Source organism: Enterocloster sp. HCN-30185 (assembly GCF_037890305.1).
Classification (GTDB): domain Bacteria; phylum Bacillota; class Clostridia; order Lachnospirales; family Lachnospiraceae; genus Enterocloster.
Genome location: NZ_JBBKBT010000019.1, coordinates 18140 through 39137 on the forward strand (window position 1 = coordinate 18140; position 20998 = coordinate 39137).

Here is a 20998-nt window from a genome sequence, read left to right on the forward strand (position 1 = left end):
ACAGGCCTGCAGACAAATCTTTATTTGTGATAAGGCTCCCCCGCGTTGATCCGAAAGCTTCTGTAAATCTGCTCCAACAAGATCACCCGCATCAGCTGGTGAGGAAATGTCATGGGCGAAAAGCTCAAATGATAGTCTGAGCGTTTCATCACAGCCTCTGAAAGCCCCAGAGAACCGCCGATGATAAACACCAGCTGTCCTTTTCCCTCCACTGCCAGCCTGGCAATCTTTGCAGCCAGCTCCTCACTGGAAAGCTCCTTTCCCCGGATGGCAAGAGCTATAACGTATGCCCCATCCCGGATATGAGAAAGGATCCTCTCTCCTTCCTTTTCCCGGATCTGCCGCTCTAAAGCTTCACTGGCGCCGTCCGGCGTCTTTTCATCTGCCACCTGGATGATTTCCAGCTTGCAGTAACGGCTTAAGCGCTTGCTGTATTCCTCAATAGCAGCTTCAAAAAAGCGTTCCTTTATCTTTCCTACCGTAATCAGTGTTATCTTCATCGGCTAAACTCCAATATCATATCGTACCACACGGCTCCGCCATGGACCGATTTCGACACGCCCATGCTGCAGTATCCAAACTGTTCATAAAAACCGATCAAATGCTCCTTACAGGTAAGGATCAGGCCTTTTCTGCCCTCACTCTCCGCCTTTTCGATCAAAGCCTTCATCAAACGGCCTGCCAGTCCCTGATGGCGGAAATCTTCATCCACATCCAGACCAAAGATACTCTGGTATGCTCCCCTGGGATCATGAAGAGATACATCCTCAAACATTTCATCCGCAATGGTTCTTTCATTTGTTGCCGCCCCATTAATAAACCCTGCGATCCTTCCCTCACACTCTGCCACTAAAAAACTGCCGGGAAATGCTTCAAGCCTCTCCTTCAGACTTTTTTCATCCGCTGCCTCTGCTGCCGGAAAACAGCGCGCCTCTACTGCTGCCACCTGCTCTAAATCCTCTATCACTGCCTGTCTGATCTGTATCTCTTTCATCCCTCTTATCCTTCCTTTTCCTGTAACTGTTTCCATTCCTCTATGGTCTTTGGATGCCCCGGCAGCTGATATAAAACAGGCTGCCTGAGAGAAGCCCTTTTAAGCAGCTCCTCATCCCCAAATATATGCTCCGGACGATCATCTGCCAAAAGTTCTCCCTCTGAAAACACCAGAACACGGTCTGCCCATTCCCACACAAAATCCATGTCATGGGTGGAAATGACCTGTGTGATCTGCTCCTGCTCCAGTTTCTTAAGCTGTTCCTTAAAAAGCTGCGTATTTTTCCAGTCAAGACTGGCAGTAGGTTCATCAAACAGCAGGATTTCTGGCTTCATTACCACAACACCGGAAATACTGACCTGTTTCTTTTCCCCTCCGCTTAAAAAATGAGGCGGACGATGGGCAAGGTGAGTAAGCCCCATCCGCTGGATGATCTGTTCAGTCAGATAGCGGATTTTATCCTCTGAATAGCCCAGATTAAAGAGTCCAAAGGAAATTTCCCCCTCTACGGTCGAAGCGATGATCTGCCGGTCCGGATCCTGAAATACGATTCCCACACACTTTCTCAGCTCCAAAATATCCTTCCTGCTGCCTGTACAGAGCCTTCCGTGACAGTAAAGCTCTCCCTCATCCAGAGGTACAAGCCGGTTAAGAGTCTGGAAAAACGTAGATTTTCCTGCTCCGTTATTCCCGATCACAGCCGTTTTTTCTCCCGGATAGAAGGCCGCACTGACCTGTTTTAATGCCTGCTTTCCCCCGGGATAATACACACTGCCCCCGCGAAGCTCCAAAATCGGATCCAGCATCCGGGCTGTGCCGCTTATCGATGTCTGCCTCATATGCTCCACATCCTCTCTGCCAAAAGCCCTGCTGCCAGAAGCACTCCATACAGAACAATACCCAGCCTCTGCCTTCCTGTCACCAGCTTTTTCTCTTCCAGAAAACGCAGTTCTCCGTCATAGCCTCTTGCCTCCATGGCATTAAAGCTGTCCGATGCCCGCCGAAAGGCCAGAACCAGAAGATTGGCACATATTCCAAAAAATGAACGGTATCCCTGTCTTATCCCGATATCCCCCAGCCTGGCCTGAGCACTCTGCTTCATCTGTTCATAAAGCTCTAAAAGGCCAAACAAAAAGCGGTACATTAAGATCATCAGTTCCAGCATCACTTCCGGCAGATGCCATCTTCTCAAAGTTCCAACCACTTCATATACAGGCGTTGTAAGACTTATCATATACAAACAGGCCGTTCCCGTCAATACTTTCACCGTCACAAAAACAGCTTCCATCACGGCTTCCTTTGTAAAATCCAGTGCAATTACAGCTCCGCTGAGGATAACGAAGAAAAGAGGAATGGTCAGCATTCTCCCGTAAACCGGCCACTCCACTCCTCCCCATTTATGGGTAAGCACTGCCATGCACAGCCCCACTGCCACTGAAATCAGGCCCGTTTTGGATCCAATACACCCCAACAGCGAAATAAGTCCCAGCATGATCTTCCAGTCCGGGTTCCATGACGCCATTTGGGAGCACACGGCATATTGATCCATCAAAAGAATCTGATTTCCATGACAATGATTTCTGTGATGCAGCGCCATAATTAGTTCTCCTGTCTTTCCTCTGTATCGTTTGTACTGTATTTCTTTCTTGCCACCAGATATCCAAATCCATAGCAGATCACGCCAGATCCCAAAGCTGCCTGAAGACAGAACAGCAGGCTTTCCGTTTCTCCCGGAAGTTCTCCTCCTAAAATCCGTTCCAGAACAGGCTCTGCCCATGGCTCATATTCGGGATCGATCTCACCTACCAGTTCGCCGGCTGCATCATCGGCTCCTCCAAATCCCGCATCCTTGGGAGCAGCTATAAACGGGACAATTGTCAATATTACGCAAGCCACCAAAAGACCTGCGATCCACATTGGTTTCTTCATTATCGATTCTCCTCCCCAAATCCAAGCTCTCGAAGTTCCGGACCTGCATAAGTCTGCAGACCGATCAATATCACAACCGTCAGAAGTCCTTCAATCACTGCCAGCGGAATCTGTGTCAATGCAAAAATTCCCAAAAACCGTACAACAGCACTCCATACGCCGTCTGCCGCAGGATGGGCCAGTCCCAGCTGCACACTGGTCACACAATATGTAAACAGATTTCCAAGGGCTGCTGCCAGAAAAACAGCCACCTTCTGATTCAGCTTTATTTTTCTGCCCAGCTTATAAACGCCCCAGCTGACAACAGGACCTGCAATCGCCATACTGAAGGTATTGGCTCCCAGCGTTGTCAAACCTCCATGTGCAAGCAAAAGCGCCTGAAAAATCAGCACCAGAAAGCCGATCACTGCCATGGGAGTCGGGCCAAAGAGAATGGCTCCCAGACCGGTTCCCGTTGGGTGGCTGGAGGATCCGGTCACACTTGGAAATTTCAGGGCAGACAGCACAAAGGCATAGGCGCCTGCCATTGCAAAGATCAAAAGCAGCTTTCTGTGCTCTTTTATCAGACGGTTGATCCGCTTCACTCCCAATACCACAAAGGGAATGCAGACTACCCCCCAGGCAATACAGTACCCCATCGGAAGATATCCCTCCATAATGTGCATGGCATATGCCGGTGACGCCGCTGCAAAACTGAAGAGGATTCCCCAGGCCAGCATGGCAGTTCCTTTTTTTCTTACATTCATTGATGTATGCTCCCTTCTTAAAAGTAAAAAAGCCTGTTTGCCACATAGTTTCTACGTGATCCAAACAGACATGATAAGAAAGCGGATGCTCCGCCTTCCTCCCTTTTCAGGGTATCTATTATAAAAAGCTGTGCTCCGCAGCCTTTATAATCACGCCGAAAAAGGCAGGTCTTCTGGCTCAGGCATCCTCATCACCGGCTCCTTCCCACATAGATTCATGCAGTGGCGTTTCGCAAAAGCCTGTTTCTATTTTAACAGCTTTCTGCATCCGGTAACTCTTCCTTTACAGCGGCGGGACCGCATGGGCTTTCCACCCATTTCCCTATTATCCCGGACTTCCCATGGAATCCGGGCACCTTTTTCTGTTCTGTTTTCCATTTTCCCTCAGCAGGCAGGGATCGAGGCTTTACCCCCTGTTTGATACTCCGAAATAATATCCCACGCCCCATTTTGTATGTACATATCTGGGGTCACTTGGACTTGGCTCGATCTTTTCTCTCAGACGGCGCACATGAACGTCTACCGTACGCACATCCCCGCTGTCCATGGCTCTGTTTCCCCATACATAATTCAAAAGCGCCTCACGGCTGTATACCTTGTTGGGATTGCGTACCAGAAGCTCTAAGAGATCAAACTCCTTTGCAGTAAGGTTGATCTCCTTTTCACCGATAAATACTCTGCGCCCCTCTGTGTCCATCTTTAAATCTCCAGAACCGATCATAGAAGAGGGTTCCTCCCGCTTCTGGCGCTTTGCCTTCAGGCTTCGCCGGATAATGGCCTTGATCCTGGCCTTTACCTCCAGAATGTTAAAGGGCTTGCTGATGTAGTCGTCCGCCCCGTACTCCAATCCCAGGATCTTATCCATATCGCCGCCCTTGGCCGTCAGCATGATCACGGGCATGTCGGAAAATTCCCGAATCGCCTGACATACTTCAAAACCGTCATGCTTTGGGAGCATCACATCTAACAGCACAATATCATACTCTGTCTTTTTTGCCAGTTCTATGGCTTCCTCTCCGTCATAGGCACAGTCCACCTCAAAACCGTCCTGCTCCAGACTGAACCGGATTCCCTTTACGATCAGTTTTTCATCATCTACTACCAATACCCGAGCCATGTTTCATTTCCCTTCCTGTCTGTCTATTTAAAAATGCCCTGACGGGCGCAGTTTTCTTTTAAACGGTTATATCATCCCGTATCTTTTCAAATGCACTTTCCTTGATCCCGGATACATTCATAATATCCTCGATCGAGCGAAAAGCCCCCACTTCCTGACGGTACTGGATAATCGCCTCCGCCCTGGATTTTCCAATGCCTGTAAGTGTCATCAGCTCCTCTGCACCGGCCTTATTCAGATTCACTTTTCTGCCCGTTGAAGCGCTTTTCCCAGGGCTTCCGCTAAAACCGTCACCGGGATCCGTCACAAAGGCCTGATCTGAAAGAATCCCCTGAGTCTTCAGGCGCTCTGCCTCTGTCCGATCCGGAACTTCGATCCGCATCCCGTCCTCTAAGACCATGGCCAGATTGAGAATACTGCCATCTCCCTGCTCAAGGACTCCTCCAGCTGCTTCCAAAGCCTGAAATACACGGCTTCCTGCATTCAGGGAATACACTCCCGGAGCCGCCACCTGACCGCAGACATGGATCCAGATCTGCTCTTCTTCCGGATTTTCTGCCTCCGAAGCAACTTTTGCCTCTGAAAAAGCAATTTCTTTCCCCGGACAATCAGCAGTCTCATCCGAAAAAGAGGCTTCTGGCTCCGAAAAAACCTTCTCCCTGCGTTCCCCGTCTTCTGAGTATTCGAGGCTTACCTCTGTCCCCGGCGATGGCTGGGAGCAGCTGTATAAAATCCCTGCCAAAAACATTCCCAATAAAAGTAAAATAATCCTTCCCTGCTTGTGCTTTTTTAATTCCTTCAACGATATCTCCTCCTTTTAGAGATACCGTCCCGGCCTGCTGTATCTATTCTATCGGAAAGCCGGTTTAAATACAAGCGTTATTTCTTATCCTATCGCTGAAAAATGATAATCCCCCCTACAGCGATCGCGGCCCCCAAAAGCTTATTCCATGCAAATGGAGCCTTTTCCACTCCAAACAGGCCAAACAGCTCGATCAGATAAGCCACGATGATCTGAGCCACCACGATAAGAAGAGAAGTTCGGGCCGGCCCCAGAGCCGCCATGCTGCGGATCACCGTGTAGGTGATCAAGGCCCCGATCACGCCGCCTGCCAGAACATACTTTGGCGTCACCCCCATGAGACCGGATACCGGCTGGCGTCCGGTAAACAGCCAGATCACCACACAGGTCAGCAGAGCCGTAGCCTGTACCCATCCTGCTGCCACCCATACACCGGTCTGCTTTGTTACTTCTGTGTTAAATACACCCTGCACACTCATAAGAGCTCCCGATAAAAGAGCAATGATCCATCCTGTCATCCGTTTTTCCTCCTGATTGTTTTATACACCACTGTTTCCAACGGTTCTAACAGTCATTTTTCCCATCCTCTCTTTCCCTATACACAGATTATTTGTATACGGACTTTATTTTTTGTATACAAATCCGATTGTTTTCTCTGTATCTCTGGGTTATAATCCATAGGAATCCCCTGTTTCCGACAGAATCTGTCCGGAGTTTTCCGGACCCGACATAAAAAAGGGGAAGAAACGGAGAACATGATCATGACAGCAAACAATGAACCAGCCGCGGATCTCACAGAAAAGGACCGGGCCTTCAGAGCCTTTGTACGGGAAGAAAATATGTGGAAGGTGGTCTTCTATGTATGTACGCCCCTGGCCCTTTACCAGAGCTTAAATCAGATTTTTAAAATCTTTGATTCCATGATGGCGTCCCACATCGGCGCTTCCTCTGTGTCTGCCGTAGCCTATCTATCCCAGCTTAACCTCATGCTTTCCGCTCTGGGCGGCGGACTGGCTGTAGGCGCCAGCATCAAGGTTAGCGAAGCCTACGGAGCCGGAGATTTCAAACTGGTAAAACGGAGAGTCAGCACTCTTTTTGCCCTCTGCGGAATCCTGGGAGCCGACATTTTGCTGATCCTTGTCCCCTTTGCGCCCCAATTTCTGCGCCTTGCAAGAACGCCGGAGGAATTTATCACAGAAGGCACCACCTATTTTATCCTGGATCTTTTTGGAATTGTATTGAATTTTTTTAACAGTGTCTACATTGCAATCGAACGGGCCAGAGGAAACTCCCAGCGGATCCTTCATCTGAATATGGGCGTTATTGTGGTAAAGCTGGCCCTTACCGCTCTCTTTGTATATGTATTCCACAGCGGGATCAATATGATCGCCGTTGCCACCATCATTTCCCAGCTTCTGATGTTTTCTGCCGCCATCTACCACTTAAGCCGTAAAGGAAACGCATTTTCCTTCTCTTTAAGGAGCATTTCCTTAAAACGGCGTGTGGTTCGGCCCATGGTGCTCTTATCCGTACCTGTAATCATCGAAAAAATGGCATTTTCCTTTGGAAAAGTAGTGGTAAATTCCATGTGCACCATCTACAGCCCTCTTACCGTAGGAGCACTGGGTATTTCCAATAATCTGGGCGGCATTACCACCAATCCCCAGAACGGCTTTCAGGAGGGCGGCTCTGCCATTATCAGCCAAAGCCTGGGAGCAGGACTTCCCAAACGTGCCTTAGAGGCCTTCCGGTGCATCCTCATCATCAATATGGCAATCGGGGCCGTTCTTATGAGCCTGACCCTGATCTTTTTAGGGTCCATCAGCCGTCTCTTTTCCGGCGGTGATCCTCAGTTCCAGCAGATGATCTGTTCCATCTACCAGATGGAAGCTTTAGGCTCCATTCCCCTTGGTATCAATGCGGCTGTTATGGCTCTGCTTTACGGATTTGGCAAGACAAGGATTTCCCTTATCATCAATTTCAGCCGTGTATTTATCTTCCGTGTACCTGTACTGTGGGGTCTGCAGCAGTTCACGGACCTTGGAGATATCAGCGCCGGAATCGTCATGGCCGTGAGCAATATTGCCACCGGCGTTCTGGCCGTCATCGTAGGCTGGATCACCATCCGGCAGATTAAAAAGCAGTACGGGATTTAATAATCCCCCTGCTTTAAAAGTTCCCTCAGATACCGGAAGGTTTCCTTTTCTCCCCGGTCCTTCAGCATAATCAAAAGCCTTTCAAGCAGCGCCCTGGTTTCCGGATGAATGGTTATGTATTTTTTCGTAAATTCATAGTATTCCAGAGGCGCTGCGCTGGTATAAGCCTTTCCCTTATACACCTCACAGGCCGCAATCCGGTCACAGATCATCTCTGCCACATACCGCAACGGCATCTTATTTCCCACTAATCCCTCTTCCTTACGGACAGAAATATCGATCCAGTATTCATAATGATGCTTATTGCGGCCCTTGTGGTGAAGCCAGGCCTTTGAATAGCCCAGATCTTCTCTTTCCGCCGCATTGGGACTGCGCGTTCCCTGATAATAGCGTACACCGGTAAAAAACTCCTCAGGGCTGTATTTTGACAGATCATGGGTCAGCCCTTGGCGGTAAAGCCCGATCTGAAAGCAGTGCCTGCATACCAGCATCCGATGTTTTGTAATGGTTTTAAAATGATTCCATATATTGATCAGTTTCATTACGCTCTCCTTTAAAAGTTACTTAAAAACAGCCCTGTATAGACCCCGGTTTATGCACAAAATGTTTGACACCCGGTAAGATCTGTGATATTCTAATGGAAGCTGTGAAATTACTTGCAGCTTAACATTTTTTTTATTTTTTTGGAGGTATCACAATGAAAGGTACAGTTAAGTGGTTCAACAACCAGAAGGGTTACGGCTTCATCTCCGACGAGCAGGGCAACGATGTATTCGTTCACTACTCTGGTCTGAACATGGAAGGCTTCAAGTCCTTAGACGAGGGCGCAGAGGTTGAGTTCGACGTAGTAAACGGAGCTAAGGGTCCTCAGGCTACCAACGTAACCAAATTATAATCAATGAACAAACAGTGTACCTTTTTCAAACATATATCGGTTCGATAGAAAGTTGAAGTAAGTTATATCTGAATTTCAAATGATTACCGACAAGAGCCAGTCGAAAGACCGGCTCTTGTTGTTTTTAATTCACAGGACTATGATCTGGCCAGCTCCAGGAGCTCCTTTAATTCTTCCACATCAAACACATAGTTCTTATTGCAGAAGTGGCAGTTCACCTCAATGGGCTTGCCGTCGTCGATCATTTCCTGAATATCCTTCTTTCCCACGCTGATCAGTGCCTTTGCCACCCGGTCTTTGGTACAGTTGCAGTAGAAACGGGCCGGAAGCTTATCATTGATCTCCAGGCCAAATTCTCCTAAAATGTACTCCAAGATCATCTCCGGCGTATTTCCCACATCCAAAAGCGTGGTAATAGAGTGAATCTCCTTAATCTTATTCTCTAAGGCGTCAATTACTGCATCAGACGCCCCCGGCATGAGCTGGATGATAAAACCGCCGGCTTGACGGACCGTATTGTTCTTATTCATCAAAACGCCTAATGCCACAGAAGAGGGCGTCTGCTCAGAGGTTGCGTAATAATAGGTAAGATCCTCCGCAATCTCTCCTGTCACAAGGATAGTCTGTCCCACATAGGGATCCTTTAAGCCGATATCTTTGATCACGCTTAACACGCCCAGTCCCAGCGCTCCGCCTACATCCAGCTTTCCCTTGTCATTGGGAGGAAGCATTACCTCCGGATGGAACGCATAGCCCTTTACTCCGCCGTGGGCGTCTGCCGTCACCACAAGACCGCCGATGGGGCCGTCTCCCTGGATCTTCAGTGTGAGAAGGTCTGCGTCTCCCTTCATGTCATATCCCATCATAACAGCCGCTGTCATCAGCCGTCCCAGAGCAGCCGTAGCCACAGGACTTGTATTGTGAGCCTGTCTGGCTACCTCGGTCAGATCTCTGGTCGTAGCCGCAAAGGCCCGGATCTGTCCCTCAGCCGCCGTGGCCCGGATTACATAATCTGCCATTTTTATCTTCCTTTCTCTGTCTTTCCCTTTTCTCTCAGGATCACATAGATCCGTTCGCTGTCCTCTTTTACCGGATCCTTTGTAAATGCGTCGTAGGCTGTGACAAATTCCATTCCGGCTGCCTCAGCCGCCGCCTTCACCTCATCCAAAGAATAACATCTCTGAAAATGAGTTTCCTCAAACTTCCGGTACAGCTCCCCCTCCCGGATAAAAAGAGTCAGATCGTACTCATTGATCCGCTCCTTCTCATCATAATAATTCTGCCAGATAAAGCTGCTCTCTGTGCGGTCCTCCGCAAAGGTATTTTCCCCCATAAGCTCTTTATATTTGTATTCTGTATTCAGATCAAAGATAAATACGCCACCGGGATCCAGATAATTATTCGCCAGGCGGAACACCTGCGTCAGCTCCTCCGGCTCCATAATGTAATTCATGGAATCGCAGATACTCACCACCGCCCGGACGGTGCCGTAAAGCTCAAATTCCCGCATATCCTGCAAAAGATAAAGGATATCCAGGCCGGCCGCAGCCCGCTTTTCCATGGCGATCTCCAGCATCTCCTCCGAATTGTCAGCGCCGATCATATCGTATCCTGCCTCTGCCAGAAGCTGCGTCATGCTTCCGGTGCCGCATCCTAAATCCAGCACCAGGCCATCCTCTGCGCCGTACTCCTTTAACAGCTCCTTCAGATAAGCGGCCCATTCCTCATAGGGAACATTGTCCTGAAACAGGTCATAGACCTGTGCAAAGCTCGTATATGCTTCCATCTGCCTGCCTCCATCTTTCCCCTGTAACGCCAACTGCCTGTCCGGAAATACCGGGCAGGCAGTCTGTGCAGCTTATTTACGCGTTCTTACCGCAGCACTTCTTATACTTCTTGCCGCTTCCGCAGGGACAGGGATCATTTGGGAAGATCTTCTTTTCCTTGCGGATGGTGCCTGAAGCCTTCTGTGCCTTATACAGCTCCTTGCGCTTCTCCTCAGACAAAATGCTGTCCCACTGTGGAAGCTCATAGAGCCAGTTTGCCTTTGCCTCTACCATGTTGTAGTACAGCTTCTCAGGATCGATCTCGATCTTTACCTCTGTATCCTCCTCCATGGTATCGATCGGGTTCTCATAACCCTTTAAGCTCTCATTGATGCCGTCTAAAAAGCCGGTCATGATCAGAAGCTCTGTGTTGTACTTCTCAGCCAGCTCCTTTACAGTACCTGTGATCACCTCTGTAGGTGCGGAAAGGATCTGCTCGTAGATACCCTTCTCAATCTGGAAATATCCTGCCCACAGTTCTTCTTTCTTTTTATCATCCAGGCCGTCACCATATGCCAGATTTCTCCATGTTTCTAATAATGCCATAGTTAAACCATCCTTTTTGTATATTTATAGAAGCCTATAGTATTCTATAGTATATAACAAAACATGAGATTTTTCAAATGGTTTTGTTGGAGTTTGTAATGAAATTCCCCATAAAACGGGGGAAGGCCCGGGGTACTCTGCTTTCGCAGGCACTGCCGGGCCGCGTCATCTCTGACTGTCCTCACTATACCATGGACTGGACGAAAAATCAATGGCTGTCAGGGAAACTTAAAAAAACGTAATATTTTCGTAACAGATGACGCCATTTTACTGCATCTTATTTACAAAAGATTCGCAGTCCGTACATTCCTTCTTGGTAGGATTCATCTCGTGGGTACCGATCTTAATCGTATCAAGAGTACAGTAATCGGTGGTATCTGCATGATACGCACAATTCTTGATGGTACACTGGATACATTCGTTCGTTCCGTTTACTTTCATGGTAGTTCCTCCTTTATGAATGGGTGTCTGTAAGCTGCCTTATAAAGTATCCTCAGGATTCTGTGAAATATACAGTTCCTCAAAAAATACAATATTTTCTGCCTTTTTGCTGGACATACCATCCTGCGCCTGTATAATAAGGTAGGGCAGGGAGCATTTTCCTGCCTATCAATATGAAAAAGGGGAACTGATTATGGAAAAAATGTATCCCATGCTGTTTACAACATGGAAAACCTACAGCAAAGAACAATTTTTAAAAGACCTCATCGCAGGCATCGTAGTTGCCATCATTGCCCTTCCGCTGTCCATCGCCCTGGCGCTCGCCTCCGGCGTAGGCCCGGAACAGGGTATCTACACTGCCATTGTAGCCGGCTTTATCATCTCATTCCTGGGCGGAAGCCAGGTTCAGATCGCCGGCCCCACAGCAGCCTTCGCCACCATCGTAGCGGGCATTGTAGCCCGAAACGGCATGGACGGACTGGCAGCCGCTACCATCCTTGCGGGCATCATTTTAATCATCATGGGACTCTGCCGGTTCGGTGGGCTGATTAAGTACATCCCATTTACCATCACAACCGGCTTTACCTCCGGTATTGCCGTAACCATCGTCATCGGACAGCTCAAGGACTTTTTCGGCGTAACCTATCCGGAAGGAATGCCCACCATTGAAACCATGGAAAAGCTGAAAGCCTTCTTAGCAGGCATCCATACATTCAATACAGACTCGCTGATCGTGGGCCTCGTATGCCTGGCTATTCTTATCATCGCACCCCGGTTTACGGAAAAAATCCCCGGCTCTCTTCTTGCCGTCATCGGAGGCATTCTCATGGTGCAGCTTCTCCCCCTTCAGGTCAATACCATCGGAGATCTCTACACCATAAGCAATAAGCTTCCTTCCTTCCATATGCCTCAGTTAAGCTTTGAAATGATCCAGACTGCCCTTCCTGACGCTTTTACCATCGCTATCCTGGCGGCCATTGAGTCTCTGCTCTCCTGTGTGGTAGCAGACGGCATGATCAATGGAAAACACCGTTCTAATATGGAACTGGCGGCCCAGGGCGCCGGAAATATCGCTTCCGCCCTTTTTGGCGGCATCCCGGCTACAGGCGCCATCGCCCGTACCGCGGCCAATGTAAAAAACGGAGGCCGTACTCCCGTTGCAGGCATGATCCACGCTGTGGTTCTTGTTCTTATCCTGATTATACTCATGCCATATGCAGCCATGATCCCCATGCCCGCCATTGCCGCTATCCTCTTTATGGTCGCCTACAATATGTGCCAGTGGAGAACCTTCACAGAGCTGGTAAAAACCGCTCCCAAAAGCGATATCGCCGTTCTGATCCTTACCTTCCTCTTAACCATTGTCTTTGACCTGGTAATCGCTATCGAAATCGGCCTCTTAGTGGCTGTGCTTCTGTTTATGAAGCGCATGAGCGATGTAACGGAGGTCCACAGCTGGAAATATGCAGAGGATGAAGAGGAGGCAGAACGCGAAAAACTTAGAAAGCTGTCCCCTCACATCAATGTATATGAAATCAGCGGCCCCCTGTTCTTCGGAGCCGCCGATGTGATTGGACGTATTGCCGTAAAAGATCATGCAAAATGCCTGATCCTGCGTATGAGAAGCGTTCCGGCTCTGGACAGCACTGCATTAAACGCCATGACCGATCTGTACAAAAACTGTGAGAAACGGGGAATCACCCTTATTCTCTCCCATGTAAACCAGCAGCCCATGAAGGTAATGGAAAAAGCAGGCTTTGCTCAGAAGGTAGGCCAGGAAAACTTCTGTGAAAATATTGACAGGGCGATCAAACGGGCTGAGGAGCTTGTGCATTAAGCGATAAGCGCTTTCCCATCCAGCACAGCCTCAATAAGCCGGTCGCCTTCGTAGGTCAGCTTCAGTGAAAAGAAGGGGGCATTTTCATTTAAAAGGCGGAAAAATATCTTATCTCCCTCCCAGATATTCAGTCCGCACACTGCCTCCTTCTTTACCCATTCCAGAGTACCCTCATTGCAGTCAGCCATCTCACCCTCAAAACCGTCTGCCGTGTACAGACACATATACTCCATATCCTCCACCGGACCTCCGGTAGAACGGAATGTAACAAGCCCCCGGAATCGCCAGGAAGTAAGTGTCAGGCCCGTTTCCTCCTTTACCTCCCTCAACAGGCATTCCTCAGGGCTTTCATTTTCTTCAAAATGGCCTCCAATGCCGATCCATTTGTCTTTATTTACATCATTCTTCTTGCTCACTCTGTGAAGCATCAGCCATTCTCCCTCCCGCTCCATGTAGCAGAGAGTTGTCAGCTTTGAGCGTTCCATGTGTTTGTCCTCCTGTTTATATTTAACACTCTGATTTTATATTTTTACATATCTCTGATTTCTGCTGTTAGGCTTGTCAGGAACTGTCAGTCTTACGAGGTTTAATTTAACAGCAGGATGCAAATAATTTCTGCGGAATCCTTCTCGAGATTTCAATTCCAATTTTTCCATCAATTCCCTGCTTGTATAAGGAATATCATATTCCATCACTTCAAGCAGCTTTTTAACAGCTTCAGGCAGATGTTCATTCTCTCCTCTGAGCTGAACAAAAATATCATCCAAAATCTTATCAATCTGCTGCAGCATAAACTCTATAAAAATAGTGGATTCTCCGACAACATGACACTTGGCAATTGCTTCATAATACTCATTCTGAAATTTTTCAATCTGACTTTCAATTGGAATGTATTCAAATATCGGTTTCCATTTAGATAGTATAGCAGTATGCCACAATCTTGCCATTCTTCCATTACCATCTGAGAATGGGTGAATGAAAACAAACTCATAATGAAATACACTTCCCAAGATCAATGGATGAATATCCCCTTGTGCCATTTTCATCCAATCAAACAGTTCTCTCATAAGCTGGGGAACAAATCGGGCTGGTGGTGCCATAAAGATGCACTGATCACCATCGAAACCCCCCTCTTCACCTAAACGAAATTCACCGGACTCCTCCACGAGGTACTTTGTCATGATTCCATGGAATTTTTTCAGATGAACGATATTATATGGATCAATTTCTGAAAGCTGTTCATAAGCAGTATAGGCATTTTTAACCTCTTGAATTTCTTTTTTTTCACCCAACACAGTCTTACCGTTAATTACATCCCTAACCTGTCCTAACGTCAATGAATTAGCCTCAATCTTTAAAGAAGAATGTATCGATTTAATTCTATTATTTTTCCTCAAATGTGGCTTTGCTTCAAGGCTGCTGATCGCTGTTATACATCCAATTTTTTCAGAGATGGATGATACATTTGACAATATTTCATTTGTTATTGTAAAAGGCGGCCTATACTCTGTCATAAAACCCTCCATTATCTTGCGTATTATCTTCCTATATTATACAAAAAGCACAGAAAATTTCAATGGTAATTCTAATAAATAAAACACACACCTCTTGCATCTCCCCCAGATATATGATATACATAAACTTAGAATAAATAAGAAAGAGGTGAAAGGATGAGAATCGACGCTTGCAGATAACTATAAAATGACGCCAGAGTACCACATTTTATTTACGGTATCCGTGCGTCTGCTGCAAGAAAGTCGTATATCTGTCCACTCACTAAAATATATGCCGCTGTCTTTCAGGGGTAAATTTATGATGAGCCGCAGGATCTGCTTTCCTGCGGCTCTCATTTTTTTACCGGAGGTGCACATTATGTCAATGATAAAAGCGGAACATCTTACCTTTTCCTACCCATCCAGCTCCGACCCCATTTTTGAAGATGTAAGTTTTCAGATCGATACCGACTGGAAGCTGGGTTTTGTAGGCAGAAACGGCAGGGGAAAAACCACATTTTTAAATCTGCTCATGGGAAAATATGAATACCGGGGAACCATCCATTCTTCTGTCTCCTTTGACTATTTCCCTTATGAGGTTTCAGATCCCTCTAAAATAACACTGGAAATCATGTATGAAATCTGTCCCGATGCTCAGGACTGGGAATTTATGAAGGAACTCTCCTGTCTGCAGACAGACTGCGAACTGCTCTGGAGGCCATTTTCCACTCTGTCAAAAGGAGAGCAGACAAAAGCACTCCTTGCTGCACTTTTCTTAAATCAGGGCCATTTTCTGCTGATCGACGAGCCTACCAACCACCTGGATGCAGCTGCCAGAGAAACCGTCGCAGCTTACCTCAAAAGGAAAACGGGCTTTATCCTTGTTTCTCATGACCGCTTCTTTTTGGACAGCTGCGTGGATCACATTCTTTCGTTAAACCGGGCTGATATCGAGGTACAGAGCGGAAATTTTTCCTCCTGGATGACCAATTTTACATACAGGCAAGCCTGTGAGCTGGCCCAGAATGAACAACTCAAAAAGGAAATCGGCCGTCTAAAGCAGGCATCTGCCCGTACTGCCGGATGGTCCGACCAAATCGAAGCCTCCAAAATCGGAAGCGGCTGCGCAGACCGGGGATTTGTAGGCCACAAATCTGCGAAAATGATGCAGCGCGCCAAATCCATTCAGTCCAGACAGCAAAAGGCCATTGAGGAAAAATCCGGCCTTCTGAAAAACACTGAAACAGCAGAAGCCCTCAAGCTTCTGCCCCTGCGTTACCGAAGCCAGACCCTGATCTCCTGCCGTGACCTCTCCATCCGGTACGGGGACCGTACCGTCTGCGGGCCGGTTTCCTTTACTCTGGAACAGGGAGAGCGCCTTGCCTTAAACGGAAAAAACGGAAGCGGCAAAAGCAGTCTTTTAAAGCTGATCCTTGGAGAAGATATAAAGAAAACCGGAACCATTTCTATGGGCTCCGGCCTTATTATCTCCTATGTTTCCCAGGACACCTCCCATTTAAGCGGAACACTGTCCGACTATGCCAGCCAATGCAGGATTGATGAAAGCCTCTTTAAAGCGATTCTCCGAAAGCTGGACTTTGAACGGATCCAGTTTACAAAGGATATGGCCCAATTTTCCGGAGGACAGAAAAAGAAGGTGCTGATCGCAAAAAGTCTCTGCGAACAGGCCCATCTGTATCTGTGGGATGAACCTTTGAATTTTATTGATATTTATTCCAGAATGCAGATTGAACAGCTGATTTTAGACGTTTGCCCTACTATAATCTTTGTAGAGCACGACCGGGCCTTTCGTGAAACAATCGCCACTAAAACCCTGGAGCTGTAGCTGTTTTGGGCCAGGCTGTCACAAATTTTCTCCTTGTCCATATATTATAGTATCCCGATCCATCATCGGGAAGAAGGGAGATAATCACTATGAATGAAACAACTTCTCTAACCTGCCAGACCCAGTGCCCTACTGCCTGCCCCTGCCCCATCCTTTTAAGCATTGCATCCTCCATCGCTCATGAGGAAGACGCTCTGGCCTGCATTTTAAATGCAGAATGTGCAAAAATCAACCGGGTAATTGCCGCTTCCAGCGACTATGAGGCGCTCATTGCCATTGATACCTCCGTTCAGACTACCCTTGAACGGGTGATCGAACTGGAAGGCATTTTAAAAGCAAAGCTTGATTCCATCCTTCCGTTTTTAAATGAGTGTATCTGATAATTGGCTGTACTGCTTACAAAGGATATTAGGTTGCAATGCAAGTTATGATGCAGCCTGTAAGCGCTTTTTGTCAGAAAATACGATGTCCGTTATCGGTTGTGTGGCTGATAACGGACATAAATTTTACGTATGCGGTTCGATAAAACGATAATTATTGTAAACCTGTTAAAAAATCAATCGCTTCATAAACATTAGAAAAAGTCAGGCAGCTTCTGCAGAGCCAGCAATTTCTCTCATCTGTATCATCCAAACCCGGAAGTCCATCTTGAAGCAGATTCGAAAGTGTCTTTTTAGAATTCTTGACTGCTTCCGGATAATTGTGCGCAATTTTAAAAGTAGAATGCAGATCTCCCTTTTGATAATCAGGAACTTTTTCGATTAACTCAGCTATTATACGTTCTTTTTCTGCAACAGTCTGAATGGGTGGAGTAAACATCTTATAATGCAGCATAAACCAGTACTCGACACATCCTGTTGTCATCAGCAGCCTTACTTTGATGCCAGGTTTTTTTCGTAAAGAACGCAATTGCTTAATTATTTTTAAACGGCTATCCCATTTTTGAACATCCTTTGTTTCCACATCAAAGAAAAACCAAATTTCATCCGTTACATCCGCATAATCTCGATAAGATTTGTCTTTCTTGAATTTGTTATCAGCTTCTTCGAAAAGCCCCGTAGAACTAGGGCGTTTAATAGCTGCAACATCCTTAAATTCCTTTTTTAGAAAGTCTATATAGGCCTGTTCGCTTTCACCTTCGCAAAAAACAATAATATATGGCTTCTTACGCTTCAATTGACGAGGCATTTATTCCACCTCCTCAATTTCAATATCAGGTGTAGCGCCATACTTTCCGACAAGATACCCTTTTCGAACATCTTCTGTTGTTCGCGCAGCAAATTCGCTAATGCTGTATAGTTCAGACGTACCATCTTTATCATACTTATCCACAAAGTATAGCTGATCCTTGCGCAGTAACTCCAGATTCATCAATTCCGTATTATGCGTGGTAAAAACAATCTGTGCTCTATTAGGATTTGAACTCTTACTTTGAAATTTCGCAACAATAAAATTTACCAGCTTGGGATGCAATTCTCGTTCCAATTCATCAACCAATAAAATGCCGCCTGTGCACAGTGCAGATTCAATTGCCGGTGCCAATGCCATTAATTTTCGTGTACCATCCGACTCATCCTCAAGTTCCAACATATAACTTGATTGTTGTCCATCACGTTTTTCTCCTAAGTGACGGGCTTTCGCAGAAACTTCTCCAACTTTTAGCTGAACATTACTATTCATTGAACTTTCTGTTAATGCATGCATAAATTGCACCAGAGCTGATTTAATGCCATCTGGAATGTTATCCGGCAAAGATACATCATCTCTTATTTCTTTGCTGTCAAATTCAAAATACATATCCTGAATACCGAGATCCGCTGTTTTGGCATAGTCGGAAATTGCCTTAAGCATATTTTTGTCTTCTGAGTACGCCAGAAGCTGTTTAGGAATATCTGAATAATCTCTTGAAAAAAATACATGATTCCTGTACCAGTGCATAGCTGAAATACAAGGACTGTCATTCATAGTACAGGCAACGGAAAAAAACAGCTGATTTTCAGCAACCATTTCACTAATCATACCACGCTTTGTCTTTTCTTCTGTAAATGTGAATTTTTGTCCCTCTCTGGAAAAAATAAGCGCTTTTTGCCCTTTGGGCGCATGATAGAGATACTCCGTAAATATTCTTTCTCTTGTAGCAGAAAAACCATACCAAAATTTAATTCCATTTATGGTATATATAAAGTGAAATTCTGTAGGTTCTTCATTAGAATAGTCATTTAAAGCGAAACAGTTTACCGGAATATTTGCACCTTCATGCTGAGTTCTTTGCGCATTACGAATAAATTGCACCGCTAACCAAAATGCGCGGATTACGTTGCTTTTACCACCACCATTTTTACCATAAATTGCAACAGCAGGTAACAGTTTAACCGTCGAGGACAAAGGAATCAAGCTGTTTTTAAATGAATTCAGCCCAGTTGCCTCCATAGAAAGTGTTGCTTCATCGCGAAAAGAGCGGTAGTTTTTAAAACGAAATTCAATCAACATTGAAACCACCTCCTCAAATAGGATATCACAAGTAAACATTAAATAAAACAGAAAAATCATATTTATCCTGAATTATTCATGGAACACCGTACATGTTAACAAGAATGACTATAGCAATGACAGCAGTTATGATTTGTCTTAGTTTTAAAATAACAGGCATATTTTCCCTTCATAAATCCCATTCTACTGTACCATACTATCTCCGGAGGTGATCAAATGTATAAAAACAGCCAAAATCCATATGGAGACGGAGATACCCCGGAAGTAGATTATGAGCCATACCGCAATGGAAGCGAGGTCATCACTCCCGTAGATCCGCTGCCCGAATCCACCAGAGAGCGCCGCGATGGCCCCGGAGGGGAATAACGAATACTTTCTTTACAGACCACAAAAGCCCCGGCCTTTTTAGAGCCGGGGCTTTGTGGTTTAATGCTTTACAGCTGTTCTCTCAGCATCAGTTTTCCTCTTCTTTACGCTTTTTACTGAAGCCAGTAATTGCAAGGAGGATTCCTGAGAATGCCATCAGCAATGTGGATCTCATTGTGGTCTGGCCTGTCTTTGGCAGAGGGGCCATTGGAACCATACCGTCATTGATGGAGATTACATCACCTGTGCCTGTTCCCGGTGCGGGAGCTAATGGAACCTCTGGATTATCAATCGTAACTGTTACGCCAGGGCCTCCGGTAGAATCACCGCCGCTGCCGCTTGGGCCGCCGCCGTTTCCACCGCCTCCGCCGCCACCGCTGCTTCCGCCTCCATTGTAATCAAAGTAAGCGGTAAAGGTGGTATCAGCATCAAAGCTTGCTGCAGAGATTTCATCTGTGTTTGCAAAATTAGTTGTTCCGTCAGACCAGCGTTCAAAGCTGTATCTGCCGTTTGCGGATACGGTTACATCTGCAAATGGATTTACAGATTTGGTTTCAAGAACCTGGTATCCGTTTTCGCCTTCTGTCACCGTTACGATCGTACGAACTTCCACTACAGCTCCGTTTACAGTTCCATAGCTTGGGTTCTCAGATACATAGCGGAATGTGATCTGGCGGTAATCCGGGATATTATCCGGATGGTTTGGATCTGGATTTTCAGGATCTGTCTCACCAATCTTATCTTCTGCGAAGTGAGCGGTAAAGGTGGTATCCTCTAAGTAAGTCTGAGATTTCATATTCTGCATATCTGCAGTGTAATCTCTTCCCTCAGTATCTACCCAATAATCAAAGGCAAATCCTTCAAGGGCCTGTGCGGTTGCTCCGTTGGGGCTGATTGGATATTTATCAATGTAATTTCCAGCTTCATCCGTAAAGGTATGAACTTCTTCCTTTGTTACACTGACTGTTCCCATTGTTTCATCAGCACTTACATAGCGGAAAATAATCTGGTACTTGTCGGGATGTCCGTCTGGGTTAGTTGGATCTGTTGGATCTGTTCCACCCTTCTCATCCAGAGCATAGTAAATGTCTACACGGTTCTGAGCTTCATCGTTAGTAATCAGTTTATCTGCTCCGTCCACCTTTACCAGTACATAGGTATGATCCTTGTATGTCTCATGTTGTAAAACATCTACATTTGACATTTCCAGAATTCCTGTACCATATGGTGCTGTACCCTTTGTAGACTCAACTGCAGTTTCATTTAAACCTTCATAGTGTTTCACGACTTCATAGTTATAATTCTTCTGCTGATAAATGATTTCTACACGGTTGGCATTCGGGTCATTCGTGATCAGACGATCTGCTCCGTCTACCCTTACTAACTCGTAAAGGTTATCCTTGTAAAGCTCTTCCTGCAACACTGTTACATCAGATGCTTCCAGAATATTCTGGCCGTATAATGCCGTTCCGCCTGTGAATACTGCGTCTACCTCATTTCCGTTTGCATCCAGA

Annotated in this window: 25 protein-coding genes and 1 riboswitch; of the genes, 6 read left to right on the plus strand and 19 right to left on the minus strand. The window is 46.4% G+C overall.

Going from position 1 to position 20998, the window contains the following annotated elements; all coding sequences use genetic code 11:
* Positions 1 to 20 precede the first annotated feature (20 nt).
* From rlmH to WKT10_RS14755, 9 genes are all read right to left on the minus strand, one after another.
* A complete protein-coding gene (rlmH, locus tag WKT10_RS14715) occupies positions 21 to 500 on the minus strand; it encodes a 23S rRNA (pseudouridine(1915)-N(3))-methyltransferase RlmH (RefSeq protein WP_066543811.1) in 480 nt (159 codons plus the stop codon).
* The gene (locus WKT10_RS14720) at positions 497 to 994 is read right to left on the minus strand and encodes a GNAT family N-acetyltransferase (protein WP_066543810.1); all 498 of its coding nucleotides are present in this window, start codon (positions 992 to 994) and stop codon (positions 497 to 499) included. Before WKT10_RS14720 ends, rlmH begins: the two co-directional genes overlap by 4 nt.
* A 5-nt stretch (positions 995 to 999) precedes the next feature.
* Positions 1000 to 1833 carry an energy-coupling factor ABC transporter ATP-binding protein gene (locus WKT10_RS14725; protein ID WP_337433170.1) on the minus strand — a complete coding sequence of 278 codons (834 nt, stop codon included), beginning with the start codon at positions 1831 to 1833 and terminating at the stop codon, positions 1000 to 1002.
* Positions 1830 to 2591, minus strand: a complete 762-nt coding sequence (gene cbiQ / locus WKT10_RS14730) for a cobalt ECF transporter T component CbiQ (protein ID WP_317439558.1) — start codon at positions 2589 to 2591, stop codon at positions 1830 to 1832. Before cbiQ ends, WKT10_RS14725 begins: the two co-directional genes overlap by 4 nt.
* Positions 2592 to 2593: 2 nt before the next feature.
* Positions 2594 to 2923: an energy-coupling factor ABC transporter substrate-binding protein gene (locus WKT10_RS14735; RefSeq protein WP_066543801.1), complete on the minus strand. Its 330-nt coding sequence runs from the start codon at positions 2921 to 2923 to the stop codon at positions 2594 to 2596.
* Positions 2923 to 3669 carry an energy-coupling factor ABC transporter permease gene (locus WKT10_RS14740; protein ID WP_066543800.1) on the minus strand — a complete coding sequence of 249 codons (747 nt, stop codon included), beginning with the start codon at positions 3667 to 3669 and terminating at the stop codon, positions 2923 to 2925. The genes WKT10_RS14735 and WKT10_RS14740 overlap by 1 nt, the downstream gene beginning before the upstream one ends.
* 146 nt (positions 3670 to 3815) lie before the next feature.
* Positions 3816 to 4044: riboswitch (cobalamin riboswitch) on the minus strand.
* Positions 4045 to 4075: 31 nt separating this feature from the next.
* The gene (locus WKT10_RS14745) at positions 4076 to 4786 is read right to left on the minus strand and encodes a response regulator transcription factor (RefSeq protein WP_066543799.1); all 711 of its coding nucleotides are present in this window, start codon (positions 4784 to 4786) and stop codon (positions 4076 to 4078) included.
* Positions 4787 to 4844: 58 nt separating this feature from the next.
* A complete protein-coding gene (locus WKT10_RS14750) occupies positions 4845 to 5588 on the minus strand; it encodes a helix-hairpin-helix domain-containing protein (protein WP_337433172.1) in 744 nt (247 codons plus the stop codon).
* 89 nt (positions 5589 to 5677) lie between these two features.
* Positions 5678 to 6106: a DMT family transporter gene (locus tag WKT10_RS14755; protein WP_337433173.1), complete on the minus strand. Its 429-nt coding sequence runs from the start codon at positions 6104 to 6106 to the stop codon at positions 5678 to 5680.
* A 243-nt stretch (positions 6107 to 6349) separates the two neighbouring features.
* Here WKT10_RS14755 and WKT10_RS14760 point away from each other — a divergent pair, with 243 nt between their 5' ends.
* Positions 6350 to 7744 carry an MATE family efflux transporter gene (locus WKT10_RS14760; protein WP_296038866.1) on the plus strand — a complete coding sequence of 465 codons (1395 nt, stop codon included), beginning with the start codon at positions 6350 to 6352 and terminating at the stop codon, positions 7742 to 7744.
* On the opposite strand, the gene WKT10_RS14765 is transcribed toward WKT10_RS14760, so the two are convergent.
* On the minus strand, positions 7741 to 8286 hold the full coding sequence (locus WKT10_RS14765; protein WP_066543792.1) for a DUF5662 family protein: 546 nt from the start codon (positions 8284 to 8286) through the stop codon (positions 7741 to 7743). The genes WKT10_RS14760 and WKT10_RS14765 overlap by 4 nt on opposite strands.
* 155 nt (positions 8287 to 8441) lie before the next feature.
* Between WKT10_RS14765 and WKT10_RS14770 the strand changes: the two genes are divergently transcribed.
* Complete coding sequence (locus tag WKT10_RS14770) at positions 8442 to 8639, plus strand: cold shock domain-containing protein (protein WP_021869793.1); 198 nt, start codon at positions 8442 to 8444, stop codon at positions 8637 to 8639.
* A 137-nt stretch (positions 8640 to 8776) separates the two neighbouring features.
* Here the strand turns inward: WKT10_RS14770 and hslO are convergent, their stop codons facing one another.
* From hslO to WKT10_RS14790, 4 genes are all read right to left on the minus strand, one after another.
* Positions 8777 to 9658 (minus strand): Hsp33 family molecular chaperone HslO, encoded by an 882-nt coding sequence (gene hslO / locus WKT10_RS14775; protein WP_337932733.1) that lies wholly within the window; start codon positions 9656 to 9658, stop codon positions 8777 to 8779.
* Between the two features lie 2 nt (positions 9659 to 9660).
* Positions 9661 to 10425, minus strand: a complete 765-nt coding sequence (locus WKT10_RS14780; RefSeq protein ID WP_066543788.1) for a class I SAM-dependent DNA methyltransferase — start codon at positions 10423 to 10425, stop codon at positions 9661 to 9663.
* 76 nt (positions 10426 to 10501) lie between these two features.
* On the minus strand, positions 10502 to 11011 hold the full coding sequence (locus WKT10_RS14785; RefSeq protein WP_066543781.1) for an SEC-C metal-binding domain-containing protein: 510 nt from the start codon (positions 11009 to 11011) through the stop codon (positions 10502 to 10504).
* Positions 11012 to 11278: 267 nt separating this feature from the next.
* Entirely contained in the window at positions 11279 to 11452 is a 174-nt protein-coding gene (locus WKT10_RS14790) for a DUF1540 domain-containing protein (protein WP_081422815.1), read from the minus strand.
* Positions 11453 to 11645: 193 nt separating this feature from the next.
* Between WKT10_RS14790 and WKT10_RS14795 the strand changes: the two genes are divergently transcribed.
* Complete coding sequence (locus tag WKT10_RS14795; RefSeq protein ID WP_066543780.1) at positions 11646 to 13289, plus strand: SulP family inorganic anion transporter; 1644 nt, start codon at positions 11646 to 11648, stop codon at positions 13287 to 13289.
* Here WKT10_RS14795 and WKT10_RS14800 read toward each other — a convergent pair.
* Together WKT10_RS14800 and WKT10_RS14805 are read right to left on the minus strand one after the other, a co-directional pair.
* A complete protein-coding gene (locus WKT10_RS14800) occupies positions 13286 to 13774 on the minus strand; it encodes an NUDIX hydrolase (RefSeq protein ID WP_296038875.1) in 489 nt (162 codons plus the stop codon). The genes WKT10_RS14795 and WKT10_RS14800 overlap by 4 nt on opposite strands.
* A gap of 36 nt (positions 13775 to 13810) precedes the next feature.
* Complete coding sequence (locus tag WKT10_RS14805; RefSeq protein ID WP_340277943.1) at positions 13811 to 14803, minus strand: Fic family protein; 993 nt, start codon at positions 14801 to 14803, stop codon at positions 13811 to 13813.
* 358 nt (positions 14804 to 15161) lie between these two features.
* Between WKT10_RS14805 and abc-f the strand changes: the two genes are divergently transcribed.
* Together abc-f and WKT10_RS14815 are read left to right on the plus strand one after the other, a co-directional pair.
* On the plus strand, positions 15162 to 16628 hold the full coding sequence (gene abc-f, locus WKT10_RS14810; protein ID WP_340277944.1) for a ribosomal protection-like ABC-F family protein: 1467 nt from the start codon (positions 15162 to 15164) through the stop codon (positions 16626 to 16628).
* Between the two features lie 89 nt (positions 16629 to 16717).
* Positions 16718 to 17008, plus strand: coding sequence for a hypothetical protein (locus tag WKT10_RS14815; protein ID WP_340277945.1), 291 nt, complete (start codon positions 16718 to 16720; stop codon positions 17006 to 17008).
* Positions 17009 to 17162: 154 nt separating this feature from the next.
* On the opposite strand, the gene WKT10_RS14820 is transcribed toward WKT10_RS14815, so the two are convergent.
* Positions 17163 to 17816: an RloB domain-containing protein gene (locus WKT10_RS14820; protein ID WP_340277946.1), complete on the minus strand. Its 654-nt coding sequence runs from the start codon at positions 17814 to 17816 to the stop codon at positions 17163 to 17165.
* On the minus strand, positions 17817 to 19118 hold the full coding sequence (locus tag WKT10_RS14825; RefSeq protein WP_317439801.1) for an AAA family ATPase: 1302 nt from the start codon (positions 19116 to 19118) through the stop codon (positions 17817 to 17819).
* Between the two features lie 216 nt (positions 19119 to 19334).
* On the opposite strand from WKT10_RS14825, the gene WKT10_RS14830 reads away from it, so the two are divergent.
* Positions 19335 to 19484, plus strand: coding sequence for an AE-binding protein (locus WKT10_RS14830; protein ID WP_340277947.1), 150 nt, complete (start codon positions 19335 to 19337; stop codon positions 19482 to 19484).
* An 88-nt stretch (positions 19485 to 19572) separates the two neighbouring features.
* Here the strand turns inward: WKT10_RS14830 and WKT10_RS14835 are convergent.
* Positions 19573 to 20998, minus strand: a 1426-nt coding sequence (locus WKT10_RS14835; protein ID WP_340277948.1) for a doubled motif LPXTG anchor domain-containing protein, incomplete at its 5' end; no start/stop codon positions are given.